Source organism: Lentisphaera profundi (assembly GCF_028728065.1).
Classification (GTDB): domain Bacteria; phylum Verrucomicrobiota; class Lentisphaeria; order Lentisphaerales; family Lentisphaeraceae; genus Lentisphaera; species Lentisphaera profundi.
Window position 1 is genome coordinate 1,155,639 of sequence record NZ_CP117811.1, and the last position, 15,446, is coordinate 1,171,084.

Consider the following 15,446-nt stretch of genomic DNA (forward strand, 5'->3'; position numbering starts at 1 on the left):
ATATGAAAAGTCTTTGGAATGATGCTGAAGCATCAAAATATGCAGATGATGATCTTGGGATGCGAGTCTATACTTCGCGATTGCTCGGACAAAGTGAGGACCTCGTTTTACACGGCGGCGGCAATACTTCGGTAAAATCAAGTCAAGAAGATATCTTTGGCAATGAAATTGAAGTGCTCTATATCAAGGGCAGTGGCTGGGATTTAAAAACAATTGAGAAAGCCGGCTTCTCTCCTGAGCGTCAAAAAGAATGCCTCTTATTAGCAGGTATGGATGAACTCAGCGATGTAGAGATGGTCAAGCAATTGCGCTTAGCCTTACTCGACCCCGCCGCGCCTAATGGTTCAATCGAAACTCTCGTTCACGCTTGTATCCCTTTTAAGTATGTCGATCATAGTCACGCCGACGCGATTGTGGTTATTTCTAATAGCGAGACGTATAAAGGTCAATTAGATTCTTTATTCCCAGAACTTTTAATTCTTCCTTACGTGATGCCAGGTTTTGATCTTGCTAAGCAATTCGATACTGCCGTTAAAGAAGGTTTGCTCAACGGCAAAAAAGGCGTCATCCTCTGTGGTCACGGACTCTTTACTTTTGCGGATGACGCGAAAGAGAGTTATGAACTGCATATTGAAGCAGTTAATAAAGCGGAAGAATTGATTTCAGATAAACGTTTGCAGGCACGCCAAGAAGCTCAGGCAGAAAATCTCGATTTACTCGCACTCGCAACAATCAGAAAAGAAGTCTCACAGCTTCGTGGTTCAGCAGTTACCATCAAAGTTGATCAATCAAAAGAAGCAGTGGGTTTTTCTAAACGCTCCGATGTCGCCAGTATTGCGACGCGTGGAACACTGACCCCCGATCATAGTATTAGAACTAAGCGTACTCCCGTAATTATTGGCGATGATTCAGCCAAGTCCTTAGCTGATTTTCAGCAGGATCACGAAGCCTATTTTGCTCGCAATGCGGGGCCTGAGCACACTATCCTTGATCCAGCACCACGCTGGGCCGTTTGGAAAGATGCGGGGATTTTAAGCTTTGGCGTCAATCGCAAAGAAGCTGGCCAGATTAGTGATATTGCTCGTCATACTGCCAATGGTATTCAAGATGCTGAAGCTCTAGGCGGATGGTGCCCCGTTGGCGAAAAAGATCTTTTCGAAATTGAGTACTGGGAACTCGAGCAACGCAAGCTCAATAAAGGTGGTTCTAAGCCCATGCTTCAAGGACAGATTGCGATTGTTACCGGCGCAGCAGCTGGAATTGGCCGCAAATGTGCCGAAGATCTCATGAGTCATGGTGCTTTAGTTGTTGGTATCGATATCTCACCGAGTATTGAGTCATTCACTGGTCCAAACTCACTTGGCCTTATTTGTGACATTGGCAATGAAGATCAACTCAAAAACGTTGTCGAACAGACCGTAGCAACTTTCGGTGGACTCGATCTCATTATTTGTAATGCGGGAATTTTCACCGCAGGTGAATACGTCGAAGAACTCGATAGCAATAAATGGGATTTAACTCTAAGAATCAATCTCACTGCGAACCAACTTCTCGTTAAACACGCAACGCCTTACCTCAAGCAGGGCATTGAACCGGCCATACTATTTGTCGGCTCAAGAAATGTTGGTGCTCCAGGTCCTGGTGCCGCCGCTTACTCGGTTTCAAAAGCCGGCTTAACTCAGCTCGCTCGTGTATTAGCAATGGAATTAGCACCAAGTGGTATTCGCGTCAACGTCATCCATCCCGATGCTGTTTTCGATACGGATCTTTGGACTCCAGAAGCCTTAGCGCGATCCGCTGAACGTTATGGTATGACGATTGAACAGTACAAGACAAGAAATCTTCTTAGCACCGAAATCAAATCTACTGATATCGCCGAAATGTGTACGGCTTTAGTGGGTCCCTTATTCAACAAAACTACCGGCGCGCAGATTCCTGTTGACGGTGGTAATGACCGCATTATCTAAACTTTAAGTTCAAAATATAATTAAATAAAAAACAAGGAAAATAAAATGGCAGATCTAGACGACATCAGAGACGGAAATAACTTTGGAATTGGCATTGCAGCTAAAACTGACGGCTTTCACCTCAAAGGTTTAAACAATACTGACTGGGGCCTCAAAAACCGTCTCTCACGTATTTTTAATAGAAAATCTGGCCGTACGGTCATGCTTGCATTCGATCACGGTTTCCTCATGGGACCAACTTCTGGTCTTGAGCGTATCGACATCAACATTGCTCCACTTGCTGAGCATGCTGACTGTCTAATGGGAACTCGCGGTATGATCCGTAGTTCTATCCCTGCAGATTGCGAAACACCAGTTTGTTTGCGTACTGATACGGGTACGACGATTTTAACAGAAATGAACCACAATGTACTAATTGCTGAAGAAGAAGCCATTCGCATGAATGTTTCTGCAATGGCTGCTATGCTCGCAATCGGAGACAAAGATACTGAGGCGATTACTATTGCCAACTTCAGTCGCCTTGTTGACATCGGTATGAAATACGGCATTCCAGTGATGGGTGTGACCGCAGTCGGTAAAGACATGGCTCGCGATGCTCGTTACTTCGGTATGGCTGCACGTGTTTGTGCCGAAAATGGTGCCAGCATTGTAAAAACTTACTACACTGAAGGTTTCGAAAAAGTTGTGGCAGCTTGCCCAGTACCAGTCGTTATTGCCGGTGGCAAGAAACTTCCTGAACTCGACGCTCTCGACCTTTGTTACAAAGCTATTCAGTGCGGCGCCGCGGGTGTTGATATGGGACGTAATGTCTTCCAGTCAGAAGCACCTTTAGCGATGATGCAAGCTGTTAAATCAGTTGTTCATGATGACAGCACACCTGCTGAAGCTTTCGAACTTTATCAGGACCTCGCAAACTAATTTAGGTTTAACTACATAAGGCCGTAAAATGTGTACGAAGCACACTATTCGCCTGGTCCAGGACTGGCAAGTCCTTGCTGGGGAGTTCGAGGGGACAGCGTCCCTTCGTGTGCGAAGCACCAATGAAAATATCTTACGGCGTAACCTGGTTAATAGAAAAAACTCGAATAATTAAGGAGAGATTATGGAAAATTTAAAACTCAATGATGTCTATGCCATTCTTGGCAATGTGACTGAAATCATTTGCGAAAATGCGATACATCTCTGTGAACTTGATTCCGTCGTTGGTGATGGTGATCATGGGACCACAATTCGTCGTGGTGTTAAAGCTGCACAGATAAAAATTGATACTGAAAAACCTCAGCAATTAGATAAACTTTTTGCGGCCTACGCAATGGGCATGGTTTCTACCATGGGTGGCGCTTCGGGACCTATCTTTTCCAGTCTCTTTTTGGGCATGGGCATGACGGTTCATGGTTCTGAAGAAATGAACTTAGCTCACCTCATTGAATCCTTTGAGAGTGGTTTAGCACGCGTTCAAAAAATCGGTAAATCAGCTGAAGGGGATAAGACACTCATTGATGCCTTAGCACCTGGAATTCGAGCCCTTAAAAAAGCTCAAGAACAAAATCTCGATTTAGCTTCAGCCTTAGGAATGATGCATGAAGCTGCACTTGCAGGACTCGCACACACCAAAGAACTCGTGGCCAAAAAAGGCCGTTCGCGTTATGCCGGTGAGCGTGGTTTAGGCCATGCCGATGCTGGAGCGACTTCGGTTTGTCTCATTATCGACTGCTTTGCGAAGCAGGCAAATAAGGAACTCAATCATGCGTAAACTCATAAATGATCCCGAAAATTTAGCTCTTGAACTCATCGATGGCTTCTGTCTGACCAATAAGAAAAAAGTTAAACGCATGGCGCCGCATGTTTGTGCTCGTGTCGACGCCCCCATCAAAGGGAAAGTCGGTATTGTCATTGGTGGTGGAGCAGGGCACGAACCCTTGTTTCTTGAGTTTATCGGCCAAGGTATGGCGGATGCCTCAGTTCATGGTCAAGTCTTTACGGCTCCAACTCCTGACAAAGTATTAGACGCAATCAAAGCGGCTGATTCAGGCGAAGGCGTTATCTTGCTTTACAATAACTATGCTGGTGATGTCATGAACTTCGATATGGGCCAAGATTTTGCCCGCCTCGAAGGACACAAAGTTGAAACTGTGCTCATCAATGATGAAATTTCAGCCTTTCCACCCGATCAAGCCGAAGAACGTCGTGGTACCACCGCGGATCACTTGGTGATTCATGTTGCGGGAGCCGCAGCTGAAGCAGGCATGGGCTTTGATGATCTCAAAAAATTGCTCGAAAGAGCGGTGTTTAATTGCCGTTCACTCGGGGTATCTACTTCTGAATGTACCTTGCCAGAAACCGGCCTCAAAACTTTTGAGCTTGCCGAAGGACGCATGGAATTTGGTATGGGTATTCACGGTGAAGCGGGTATTGAACAAGTGGATCTCATGACTGCAGATGAAACTGCCGAACGTTTGATCGATGGTATTATTGCTGATCTGCCCTTCAAATCGGGTGATGACGTGATTGCACTCGTCAATGGCTACGGAGCTACAACGCGTATGGAGATGTTTATTGTTATGCGTCACATGCACAAATATATTGAGTCTAAAGGCATGACCATTCACGAAACTGAGCTCGGTGAATTCTGTACTGCTCAAGAAATGGCAGGAGTTTCAGTTACACTGATGAAACTTGATGATGAACTCAAAAAATATTATGATATGCCCGCAGACAGCCCGGGTTACGTGAAGGTATAAATGATTACTAAATGGATAGAGTTTACTGTCGAAGAAAATGACGTAAATGCTTTTTCACTAGCTATGACCAAACTTGAACTCGAATCAAGTCAAGAGCAAGGCTGTGCCCATTATAGCGTTTACCAAAGCAAAGATGAGGCCGCATTATTCACGGTCTTAGAGAGCTGGGAAACGTCAGAGGCTTTTGAAGCTCATCGTGTAGCACCACATATCGCAGAGTTTAAGACTCAATGCGCAAAAATGATTTTAAATAAAAGAGCCCTAGAGCTCAATGCAATAAGAAAGGAGAACTAAGATGAAAACCTCAATCGGAACATGGGCCTACACAATTGGCCCCTACGAAACTAAACCCGTTGATTTTGATACCGTATGCCAAAAACTTTCAGACTTGGGTTATGATGGCCTCGAGTTGGGTTCTTTTCCTCCTCACCCCAATCCAGATGACTTGCCCACAAAAGAATCTCGCCAGGCAGTGGTCGAAAAAATTAAATCTTATGGTCTCCAGATTAGTGGTATCGCCGCCAATCTCTGGGGCGAAAACCTTGTTGATGCAGAAGACAACTCAAAATACGTCGCTGAATTCAAAAAGAACTGCGAATTCTCAGTAGATATGGGCATCAAAACCATTCGTGTTGATACCGTTCAACCACCAACAATTTTTGAGACTGTGGATTACGCAACAGCCAAAAAACGTGTTGTTGATACTTGGAATGAGTGCTGCGATATCGCTGCTGAGTACGATCTTGCAGTGACTTGGGAAGCTGAGCCCGGCTTTGCTTTCAATAAGCCTTCTGAGATCATGGAAATTCTTGATGCCATTCAAAAACCAAATTTTGGTTTCCTCTACGATACTTGTCATGCACAGATCATGACTGTTATGGGTACACGTCAGAATGGTGAGAAAGAAGTTTTTGAATGCCAGACTGAGTTCCTCAAAATGGTAGGCCCACGCATCAATCACGTTCACTTGATTGACTCAAATAATAAGTGTCACCAAGATGCTAATGGTGAAGACGAAACATCCGCTCACCCACCTTTCGGACTCGGCATCCTCGATTTCGACAAGATCGTTCCGGCCATCCTTGAGTATCACCCTGCAGATGCTTGGTGGACAAATGATCTTTGTTTCTGGGACGACGCCTGGGGTGCCACTGAAACATGTATCAAATTCATGGATAAGCTCAACGAAAAATACTCAGCGTAAAGATTAATTTATCACGAGGAAGCATAAAGTGGGGCAAAGCCCCTAATCGCCTGGTTAAGGAATGGCAATTCCTTACTGGGAGAGCTCGAGAGGGACAGCGTCCATCTCGTATGCGAAGCATCATGCCCTTTATTCTGACGAATCGTGTAATTTATTAAATTAATCAAAAAGCCGGAGTCCTTTAGTCCTCTGGTTTTTTTGTCTAAATCATGGAGCTTGCTGGGAGCCCCGCATTCTAATGCGGAAACTTCAGATCATATCCAAAATATAGAAGGTATTCGCTCCAGTTTTACTTTTGGGAGCGCTGGCGACCCGCCGGCATAAATATAATTTTGGGTTTAACCTTAGATAAACCGCAAAGGATAAAATGAGAATTCAACAAATACTGATCTTTATCACGTTTTTCATATCCGTGCAAATGATGGCCAATGAAAAACCTGTGCGCATCATGCCCCTTGGAGATTCCATTACTGCGGGTTATACCGATAATTCTGCTTGGAATCATCCCTTTGAACAGGGTTATCGCGCACCCTTGTATACGCTTTTGACGAAGGCTAGCATACCCTTCAAATTTGTCGGCCAATCTGCTGAGCCCATGAATAAAAAATTTGGTGACCCCACCCATGGTGGAACAATCTTTCCAAAGCTCGATCTCAAAGCCTTAGGCCAAGATGGGCATCGCGGCTACGGAGGGTGGTCAATCCCAAAAATTCAGAAAAACATCAGCCAGTGGCTGAAAGAAGATAAACCCGATATAATTCTTTTACTGATTGGAATTAATGGCATTAATCCCAAAAGCCCTCAGCAATTAGAAAAATTACTCAATACGATTTATCAAACTGATCATAAAGTCAAAGTCATTGTGGCACAAATCACTCCTTACTCGACGTATAAAAAAGTTCTTTTTGACTACAATACTTTTATCCGTGAGAACTTAGTTCCTAAATTCAAAAAACAGGGGCGAACTATTTCCACTGTCGACCTCTATCAACACTTTTTAATCACTCCCAAAGATCCAAAATCTATCGATAAAAAACGCTTATCCAATGGCATCAACCATCCCACTAATGCGCTCTATGAAAAAATGGCTCAATCCTGGCTTGAGGGCATTCAAGCAATCATAAAAAAGAACTGAATTGTACTTAGATTTACTTATTTTACAAAAATAAGACTTTAATAAAAATACTCACAGATCTCGCTAATAGCATAGAGAGAAAATAAATGGAAAGGAATTTAGAAATGAAATTATATACAGGTTTTTTAGTTTTAATAATGAGCCTCAGCTCACTCTTCGCTCAAGAAAAGCCCAATGTCCTACTCATTGCGGTCGATGACCTCAATGATTGGATAGGTGTATTGGGTGGTCATCCGCAAGCAAAAACACCCAATATGGATCGCCTCGCCAAGCGTGGTGTACTTTTTGCCAATACCCAATGCCAATCACCTGTATGCAATCCCTCTAGGGCCAGTATGATGACTTCGCTTTATCCTAGTACAACGGGAATTTATTTTCTAAATCCAAGTTTAGATAAATCACCGCAAGCGCGTAAAAACACGGTTTTGCCTAAGCGTTTTGAGAAAGAGGGTTACCAAGTCAGTGCCGCCGGCAAGCTTTTTCACGGGAATACTAACAAGAAGTACTTCAAAGAGTATGGCGGAAACTTCGGTGGCTTTGGACCAATCCCTAAAAAGAAAATCACTTCTTTCCCTGGCCATCCACTTTGGGATTGGGGGGCCTACCCAGAGCGAGACGAGCAAATGCCCGATGCTAAAATAGCCGCCTGGGGAATAAATAAATTAGCTCAAAAGCATGAGGCTCCTTTTTTTATGGCCGTGGGTTTCTACCGCCCTCACGTCCCGCAATTCGCACCGCAGAAATGGTTTGATATGTATCCTTTAGAAGATGTGCAAATGCCCAAAATGAGAAAAAATGATATCGCAGGAATTCCTCAGTATGGCATTGACTTAACACGCGAGAAACACGTCGCACCTACTTATGAATGGGTGATAAAAAATAAAGAAGAAAAGAAGCTGGTACAATCCTACCTCGCCTGTGTTTCTTTTGTCGATGCTCAAGTAGGCAAAGTTCTCGATGCGCTCGATGCCAGCCCCCATAAAGATAATACTTATGTGGTGCTCTACAGTGACCATGGTTTTCACTTAGGAGAAAAAGAACGCTATGCCAAGCGTAGCCTCTGGGAAGATGGCGCCCGCGTCCCCATGATGATCTCCGGCCCGGGAATTAAACCAGGCGTGACAACAAAGCCCACTCAACTCCTTGATATTTACCCAACACTGCTTGAGCTCACGAGCCTAAAAGCCGATGCCAAACTTGAAGGTAACTCCCTTGTCCCACTTTTGCGCAATCCGCAAAGTGATTGGCCTCATTATGCCCGCACGAGCTTTGGCCCCGGTAATTACGCTATTGTCTCGGAACGCTACCGCTTCATTCAGTATAATGATGGCTCGGAAGAATTTTATGATCGTAGTAAAGACCCACAGGAATGGCATAACCAAGCCAAAAACCCCGAATACGCCTCCATCATTGCTAAGCACCGTAAGCAAGTTCCCCAAGAACGCGCCCCCATTCTCGGCAAAAATTCAACGGGTCACAAGGCTTATAAAGCCGCTGAAGAGAGATAGTTTACGGAAAAAGCTTTTTGAATCGCCCCTGTGGCAATCCTGATTTTACAGTTAGACTCGACTGACACGCGTAAACAAGATTTTATGAGTACTTCGTCAGGGGTGAAACTTCATTAGGTTTTTTTAAGCAAAATGACCGACAAGATTAAGGTGTACATCTAAGTTGACTCCGAGATACAATAAACAAGATGCTCCGTATTTAGCGGTCAATTGTAATAGATTAATGTCCAATTAAAGGAAACCTGATATGAATAGATTTTTGTTGTGCTTTATCGTCTGCTTTAGTAGCAGTCTACTAAGAGCTGAAAGTTCCCCGAAAGAACAGCAACTTTGGTATAAACAGCCGGCGAATAACTGGCAAACGACAGCTTTGCCGATTGGCAATGGCCGTCTCGGAGCGATGATTTTCGGAGGAGTCGACCGTGAACGTCTTATGCTCAATGAAGATAGTATGTGGATCGGTGACGAACAAGATACGGGTTCTTATCAGGCTTTTGGTGACCTTTTTGTACAAATGCATCCAGAGCAATTTTCCTTAAATGCGACTTGCCCGAGTCATGGGGGTGATGGCGGAGAGGGTGTTTCTCAGGCTTTTAACAATAATGTTAAATCTAAGTGGTGTCTCGAGCACAATAATAAAGAAGTCCTTGCTTTGATTAAGTATATGGGTAAGACAAGTCCATTGACTTCCTACACTTTGACTTCAGCCAATGATATCCCCAGCCGCGACCCAAAATCTTGGGAGCTTGAGGCTTCCAAGGATGGAGAAGAATGGATCACCCTCGATTCTCAGCGCGATGTGGCGATATGGGAAAAACGTTATCAAGCTAAAACATTTAGCATCAAAAATAATAAATCTTACAATTTCTACCGTTTGAAATTCAAGTCTCATAACGCAACACACTTTCAGTTGGCGGGTATCAAGTTCAATGTTAAAGGGCTTGGATCAGCTCCCATAAGCGAATATAAGCGCTCTCTCGACATCTCAAAAGCAGTTCATCAACTCTCTTATAAGTATGGTGAAACTAAGTATAGTCGTGAAATATTTTCTAGTGCTCCAGCAGGAGTTATTGTGCTTCGCCTCGAGGCCGACAAAAAATCCGCTCACACAGGTTACATCCAACTGACCGACAAGCACGAGGCAAAAATTATTGCCAAGGGCGATAGCCTTCAGGCAAGGGGTAACCTCTTTGGATACAAATATGATGAAAGAAATGAGACTCGACGTAAAACCGCCCAGTACCAATTTCACCTCGATTATGAGTCCCAAGTAAAGGTTCTTCATGAAGGTGGTGAGATATCGGTTAAAGATGGAAAAATTCACTTCAATAAGTGTGATAAGCTGACAATTATCGTCGCGGGTGGAACAAACTTCCTCAACCGTCGTGACAAAGGATGGAAAGGGGATCACCCACATCAGCGCCTCAGTCAACTTATTGCATCCGCATCGAAAACGCCTTATAAAGAATTGCGTCGTCAGCATATAGAAAACTACCAATCTTTGTACAATCGTTTCTCTCTAGAATTGAAAGGCAGTGAAAATAGTAAATTGCCGACTGACAAGCGCCTCGAAGCTTACGCAAAGGACGGTAGCGACAAAGCCCTGGAAGCCTTACTCGTTCAGTATGCGCGTTATCTGATGATCTCTTGTTCCCGCCCGGGTAGCTTACCCGCTAATCTACAGGGTATGTGGAACGATAGTAATAATCCGCCTTGGCGCAGTGACTATCACTCCGACGTTAATGTTCAGATGAACTACTGGTTTGTCGACCAATGCAATATCTCAGAGTGCTTCACTCCTTATGCCGATTGGATTTATTCTACCCGTAGTGTTCGCATCGACAAAACAAAGAAAAAGTACGGAGTTCGCGGTTGGGCTGCGAGATCAGAAAATGGTATCTTCGGTGGTTCTTCTTATCTTTGGGTCCCAGGCGATGCCGCTTGGTTGGCGCAGAATCTCTGGGATCACTACGCTTATACTAAGGATAAAAAATACTTGCGCGAAAAAGCCTTCCCATTGATTAAAGATATTTGTCTTTTTTGGGAAGACTCACTTATTAAATTGCCGAATGGTAAGTTGGTAAGTCCAAAAAGTGTTTCGCCAGAGCATGGTCCGGCCTTACGTGGTAACTCTTATGAGCAACAGCTAATTTACGATCTTTTTACCAACTACATCGAAGCAGCAAAAGATCTTGGTGTTGATCAAAAATATAGTAAAAAAATAGCTTCATTAAGAAGCCAACTTCTGATGCCACAAATCGGCCGTTGGGGACAACTTCAAGAATGGATGGAAGATCGTGATGATCCCAAAAACCAACACCGCCACCTATCCCATTTGATCGCGGTATATCCAGGTCGTCAAATCTCTCCGATGAAGACACCTGAGCTTGCCAAAGCAGCGGCAGTTTCACTCAATGCACGTGGGGACTCTGGTACTGGTTGGTCGATCGGTTGGAAAATTTCCCTTTGGGCTCGTTTGCTGGATGGCAATCGTGCACATAGCATAATTCGCAATGCTCTGAAGCCTTGTAAAACGACGCGTATTGTGATGAATTATGCTGGCGGGATCTACCCGAATCTCTTGATGGCTCATCCACCCTTTCAAATCGAAGCCAACTTTGGTTTTGCCGCTGGTGTTTGTGAAATGCTTATGCAATCTCATCTCGACTCCATTATTCTTTTACCATCCTTACCAGATACTTGGCAAGCTGGCGAGATTAGAGGTGTTCGTGCTCGTGGCGATATGACTCTTGATATCAAGTGGACTGCGGGTAAGCTTATTTCGGCTAAAATCAAAGCTGGTAAAGTTCCTGTTAACTTGCCGCTTATCTACCAAGGCAAGAAAATTCAACTGAAGCTCAAAGCAGGAGAAAGACGTCAGTTCAGCGCGGCAAACTTCCAGTAACAAACTGACTTGAACGACTGAGCCTTTTAGGCCGTGGGCGATTATGTATACGGCTTTCAGCCTGAGATAACGGCCTTCGGCCTGGGATAACGCTACGCTGAGTTTACGGTGAAAACTTTTTGAATCGCCCTTGTGGCAGCAGCTGGGAGCACCGCATTCCATGCGGAACTTGTAAGCATATAGGCATGCCGGGAGCGCCGATTTTTAATCGGCATTAAATGGGAGATTCGCAAAAATTTAATCATCAGAAGATAGATTTCTAGATGAACTTTCGTATATGAGTACTCATGTTCATTTGTCATTCGGAAAGATCGTGAATCTAAACTTACTTTAAAGCAAGGTAAAGGGCAATTTGAACCATATCCCGAGGGAGAGTAGTTGAATTAGAGTCTGGGCTTACCCCAGGAGATACAATGTTAGAATATTTTAAAGATCGTAAGTTAAAACTACATCCCGAACCCGTGAACCTCCGCAAAGGCTTCAATGGCTTAACCGCGTTAAGTAATCTGGAAAATCTCTTTGCAGGAGATGTCTACCTTTTCATAAATCGCCGGCGTAATTTATTGAAAGGTCTCTACTGGGATGAAGGTGGTTTTTGTATTTTCAATAAACAGTTGGAGCGCGGAACTTTTAGCGACATGTCCGAAGCTAAAACTGAGCTTATTTTTCGGGAATTTCTGCTAATGATCCACTGCTGTAAAGGGGCCTATTTTAAGATCAAATAGCCTGGTTTTATAGCTGAAAAATCATGGGGTTATGCTATATTATTTCATGACTAAAACTATCTCAGACCTCACCAAAAAAGTTGTGTTTTTAGAAGAGGAAAACACCTATCTAAAAGCCCAGCTGTATGGTCGTAAAAAAGAGACTGTAGTCTTTGATAACTCAGATACTTTTCCTGAGTGGACTGAATACCTTAAGGATCTGGGCGATTCAAATTCACCAGAAAGAGATGAAGAACCCAAAGTAAATACCCTAAAAAAGAAGAAGAAACGCAAGCCCTTTACGCATTTCAATTTCCCTGAGAATGCTGAACGCGAAATTAAAATCATTGATTTGCCCGAAGATGAAAAAGTTGATCCCATAACTGGTGTAGAACTGAAACTCATGGGATTCGATACATCAGAAAAACTTGTTTATGTTCATGGTCGTTACAAAGTCATAGAGACTCGTGTACGTAAATACAATATTCCAAATAAGCCCAAGGCAGGAGTTATCTCCGCTCTAGTTCCCAGCCATCCGATAACAGGCTGTCGTGCTGATGTGAGCTTGTTGTCACATATACTCATTTCAAAATATGCCGACCATTTACCTCTTTATCGTATCGAAGAGCAATTTAAACGAGATGGACTTACTATTGCGCGACAAACGCTTTCCAACTGGGTTCTCCAGTTAGGAAAAACTCTCCAACCTTTAGGTGATTTATTACGAGATCAAATTTTAAACTCATCAAGAGTTTTTACAGATGACAGCCCTGTTAAGCTTCAAACAAAAGGTAAAGGTAAGCTTCAAGAAGGTCGGATTTGGGTTTATGTCGGCGGCGATGGTCCAGACCCTCCTCTCGTTTGGTTCGAATTCACCAAAGACCGTTCACACTCCCATACATTAGATCGAATGAAAGACTTTCAAGGAGTTTTTCATGCCGATGCTTTTGCTGCGTATGAAAAAATGGATAAGCTTGATGGTATCGATTGGCAGGCTTGCTGGGCTCATGCCAGGCGTAAGTTTTTTGACACACCCAATCCAAACGAATTCTGTAAACAAGTGCTTATTTTGATGGATAAGCTCTTTGAACTCGAACAGGATGCTTGGGCGCTTGGTACTTCGGCAAAGCGACAGAGCTTTCGCAATAGGAAAACAAAGCCTTTTGTTGAAGCTCTATTAAAGACGATTCAAGATCATTACTACAAAGCATGTGAGCCCAAAGGCAAACTTAAAACGGCAATGGAGTACCTACTTAAACGGCAAGAAGCATTTAAAGCTTTTCTTGCTTATCCGGATGCTCGCATAGATAACAATGTGAGTGAACGCGCTATTCGTCCGCTTACTATTGGTAGAAAAAACTGGCTTTTCTTCGGCAGTGAAAAAGGCGGCCAAGCGGCTGCCAATATCATCTCCTTAATCCAGACTTGTCGTAAGCTGGGTATCAATCCAAAAGAATACTTAGAGGATGTGCTCAGGAGAATCATTGATCACCCAAAAGAAAATTTAATGGAACTCCTACCACAAAACTGGAAGAAATAGACTTTTTTTCGAAATAGGCATTCAAATATTCAGCTCAATTGACGCTTACAAAGCAAGTCGCGTATCGTTACAAGAAGTTCCCCTTGGCCGAACTTGCGAGCTACGCAAATTTGCCAAGCGTTTAAATACCTTGGCTGACTGTGATACCTAGATATCGATTAGTATTTTATAATAAGTGTCATACATTATATTTTATATAGTACATAAGTTATAAAAAAGTGTGATATGAAAACAACAGATAAGATAGTGAAGTATTATCAAGAGTTCCCTGGGGTGCACAGCCTGAAGGAACTTGAGGCTATTGGTGGGTATCCTAATTTGGTACGCAAACTGGTAGATAATGGTCAGCTGGAAGAAGTAGCTCGAGGGCTTTATCGGCTTTCGGCTCAGGAAGAAGCTGAGCATGCAGATCTCGAAGCTATTGCCATGGCAGTACCAGCGGGAGTCTTTTGTCTACTCAGTGCACTGAGTTATCATAATATAGGAACAGCGCAGGCCTTCGAGTATCACCTCGCTATTCCCAAAGGGAAACGATCACCACAGCGTCCTGAGTTCGCTATACAGAGTTATCAGTTCGGTGGTCGTTCCTATGAGAGTGGGATAGAGCAATACGGTAAAATCAAGGTTTATAGTATTGCCAAGACTGTAGCTGACTGCTTTAGGTTTCGAAATCGGATAGGTCTAGATGTGGCCTTGGAAGCTCTAAAGGATGTTCTGCGCAATAAGCGCGCTTCGGTAGCGGAACTAGTGGATATGGCAGAAGCCTGTCGCATTAAGAGTGTGATGATGCCTTACCTGGAATCATTGATATGAAAAATCATGCTGCTTCGATAAGAGCCCGGCTAAAGAATCTAATGAAGATCACGAATGAAGCTCTGAACTTTATCGAGTTACAGTACGTCCAGGAGCGCTTCCTTTATCGCTTATCTCAGTCGACACACAAGGAGCAATTTGTGCTTAAGGGTGGTACGCTCTTCTACGCTTGGGCTAAGATGAAGTACCGACCCACAAAGGATCTGGATTTTATGTTTTATGGCGACCTGGGGCGCGAAACCTTACTTCAGCAGATTAAGGAGATTTGTGCAATATCCTACCCAGAGGACGGTATTGCCTTCCAGTGGGATAGCTTTTCATATGAAGAGATTAAAGAAAATCATGAGTATGATGGAGTGCGCATTCACTTTGAGGCCAAGATAGGATCATCGAGGATTACGATGAAGCTTGATGTCTGTACAGGAGATAAGATAACTCCTCAGCCGGAGGAGCATAGCTATCCGAACTTGCTGGGCGAGAGTCATGAGCTAAATCTGAAGATGTATCCTAAGGAAACGGTAATAGCTGAGAAGGTTCATGCGATGATTAGTTTAGATATTGCGAATAGTCGAATGAAGGACTTCTTTGATGTCTATATTTTGTTGTCGGACTTTGAGGCTGATTTGGACGAGCAGTTGGTAGCAAAAGCCTTGGCAGTGACCTTCGAGCATAGAGCGACAAAAATCCCTAGCTTGCCCGCACGTGTATGGAAAAAATACTTTTATGCAGATGAGTCTAAGAATATACAATGGAATGCTTTTCTGAAGCGTAATAAGATCTTGAAGAATATCAGTCTAGAAGAGGTATGTAAGACGATTGGGGCGAGAGTGAATCCATTATTTAAAAGCTAAGCTTATCTGAAATAAGCTTAAGTGGCATTCCCGATAATTTATTTCTTGCACGTTCGAAGTGCTAGCGCTAGCGTAGAA

The 15,446-nt window shown here is 43.6% G+C and carries 13 protein-coding genes; all 13 read left to right on the top strand.

Annotation, left to right across the window (positions count from 1 at the left end; translation table 11 throughout):
• The first annotated feature begins 2 nt into the window (after positions 1 to 2).
• Positions 3 to 1,967 carry a bifunctional aldolase/short-chain dehydrogenase gene (locus PQO03_RS04745; RefSeq protein WP_274151531.1) on the top strand — a complete coding sequence of 655 codons (1,965 nt, stop codon included), beginning with the start codon at positions 3 to 5 and terminating at the stop codon, positions 1,965 to 1,967.
• Between the two features lie 45 nt (positions 1,968 to 2,012).
• Positions 2,013 to 2,885, top strand: a complete 873-nt coding sequence (gene lsrF / locus PQO03_RS04750; protein WP_274151533.1) for a 3-hydroxy-5-phosphonooxypentane-2,4-dione thiolase — start codon at positions 2,013 to 2,015, stop codon at positions 2,883 to 2,885.
• A gap of 184 nt (positions 2,886 to 3,069) precedes the next feature.
• On the top strand, positions 3,070 to 3,720 hold the full coding sequence (dhaL, locus tag PQO03_RS04755) for a dihydroxyacetone kinase subunit DhaL (RefSeq protein ID WP_274151535.1): 651 nt from the start codon (positions 3,070 to 3,072) through the stop codon (positions 3,718 to 3,720).
• Positions 3,713 to 4,708 (top strand): dihydroxyacetone kinase subunit DhaK, encoded by a 996-nt coding sequence (locus tag PQO03_RS04760; protein WP_274151537.1) that lies wholly within the window; start codon positions 3,713 to 3,715, stop codon positions 4,706 to 4,708. The genes dhaL and PQO03_RS04760 overlap by 8 nt, the downstream gene beginning before the upstream one ends.
• Entirely contained in the window at positions 4,709 to 5,002 is a 294-nt protein-coding gene (locus PQO03_RS04765) for a putative quinol monooxygenase (RefSeq protein WP_274151539.1), read from the top strand.
• 1 nt (position 5,003) lies between these two features.
• The gene (locus PQO03_RS04770; RefSeq protein WP_274151541.1) at positions 5,004 to 5,912 is read left to right on the top strand and encodes a sugar phosphate isomerase/epimerase family protein; all 909 of its coding nucleotides are present in this window, start codon (positions 5,004 to 5,006) and stop codon (positions 5,910 to 5,912) included.
• 367 nt (positions 5,913 to 6,279) lie between these two features.
• The gene (locus tag PQO03_RS04775; protein ID WP_274151543.1) at positions 6,280 to 7,047 is read left to right on the top strand and encodes an SGNH/GDSL hydrolase family protein; all 768 of its coding nucleotides are present in this window, start codon (positions 6,280 to 6,282) and stop codon (positions 7,045 to 7,047) included.
• Between the two features lie 104 nt (positions 7,048 to 7,151).
• Positions 7,152 to 8,555, top strand: coding sequence for a sulfatase (locus PQO03_RS04780; RefSeq protein WP_274151545.1), 1,404 nt, complete (start codon positions 7,152 to 7,154; stop codon positions 8,553 to 8,555).
• A 247-nt stretch (positions 8,556 to 8,802) separates the two neighbouring features.
• A complete protein-coding gene (locus tag PQO03_RS04785; protein WP_274151547.1) occupies positions 8,803 to 11,460 on the top strand; it encodes a glycosyl hydrolase family 95 catalytic domain-containing protein in 2,658 nt (885 codons plus the stop codon).
• A 413-nt stretch (positions 11,461 to 11,873) separates the two neighbouring features.
• Complete coding sequence (gene tnpB / locus PQO03_RS04790) at positions 11,874 to 12,185, top strand: IS66 family insertion sequence element accessory protein TnpB (protein WP_274151549.1); 312 nt, start codon at positions 11,874 to 11,876, stop codon at positions 12,183 to 12,185.
• A gap of 46 nt (positions 12,186 to 12,231) precedes the next feature.
• Positions 12,232 to 13,704 (top strand): IS66 family transposase, encoded by a 1,473-nt coding sequence (tnpC, locus tag PQO03_RS04795; RefSeq protein ID WP_274150713.1) that lies wholly within the window; start codon positions 12,232 to 12,234, stop codon positions 13,702 to 13,704.
• A gap of 225 nt (positions 13,705 to 13,929) precedes the next feature.
• Complete coding sequence (locus PQO03_RS04800; protein ID WP_274151550.1) at positions 13,930 to 14,517, top strand: type IV toxin-antitoxin system AbiEi family antitoxin domain-containing protein; 588 nt, start codon at positions 13,930 to 13,932, stop codon at positions 14,515 to 14,517.
• Between the two features lie 41 nt (positions 14,518 to 14,558).
• Positions 14,559 to 15,368, top strand: a complete 810-nt coding sequence (locus tag PQO03_RS04805; protein WP_274151552.1) for a nucleotidyl transferase AbiEii/AbiGii toxin family protein — start codon at positions 14,559 to 14,561, stop codon at positions 15,366 to 15,368.
• Positions 15,369 to 15,446 lie beyond the last annotated feature (78 nt).